This is a genomic window from Psychrobacter sp. 1Y4 (assembly GCF_051847555.1).
Genome location: NZ_JBPYDE010000186.1, coordinates 1 through 1,006, shown reverse-complemented (window position 1 = coordinate 1,006; position 1,006 = coordinate 1). Strand labels below are relative to the sequence as shown.

Annotated in this window: 1 protein-coding gene; it reads right to left on the bottom strand. The window is 46.9% G+C overall.

Annotation, left to right across the window (positions count from 1 at the left end):
* On the bottom strand, window positions 1-1,006 hold a 1,006-nt coding region (locus ACS8FC_RS15140), incomplete at both ends, for a preprotein translocase subunit SecA (protein WP_459112964.1).

The window sequence follows — 1,006 nt, the reverse complement described above, 5'->3', positions numbered from 1 at the left end:
GATAACTTTACGCTGCTCATTGGCGACATCATCGTATTTCAACAGGTTCTTACGCGCATCAAAATCGCGGCTCTCTACTTTACCTTGCGCGTTTTCGATCGATTTTGAGACCATTTTATGCTCGATGGCTTCATCTTCTTTGAGACCCATTGCACGCATCATATTGACCACGCGATCGCCTGCGAAGATACGCATCAAATCATCTTCGAGCGATAAGAAAAAGCGTGACATCCCAGGATCACCCTGACGACCAGCACGACCACGTAACTGGTTATCGATACGGCGTGATTCATGACGCTCAGAGCCAATGATATGTAGACCGCCAGCCGCAACAACTTGGTCATGCTTGACTTGCCACTGAGACTTTAGGCGCTGCATTTCTTCTTTACTGACGCCATCAATATCTTCGATAAAGGATTGCCAGTTACCACCAAGAATAATATCCGTACCACGACCTGCCATGTTGGTCGCGATCGTCACTGATTTTGGGCTACCAGCCTGTGCGATAATCTCAGCTTCACGCTCATGCTGCTTGGCGTTTAGAACGTTATGCTTAACGCCTTCTTGGTCGAGCAAATAAGATAATTCTTCACTGGCTTCAATCGTTGCCGTACCGACCAATACTGGTGCACCTTTGGCTTGAATCTCTTTAATCTCGCGAATGATGCCTTTGTATTTGCCTAACTTGGTTAAGAAAATCTGATCATCCATATCGATACGAGCAATTGGCTCATGCGTCGGGATGACAATGACATCCAAATCGTAAGTAGATTTGAACTCGGCTGCTTCGGTATCAGCAGTACCCGTCATACCAGACAGCTTGTCATATAGTCGGAAGTAGTTCTGGAATGTCGTGGTCGCAAGCGTTTGGTTTTCTGCTTGAATTTCAACGTTTTCTTTGGCTTCTACTGCTTGATGCAGACCTTCTGACCAGCGGCGACCAGGCATGGTACGGCCCGTGTTTTCATCAACAATGACCACTTCGCCTTCATCGACGATATAGTGC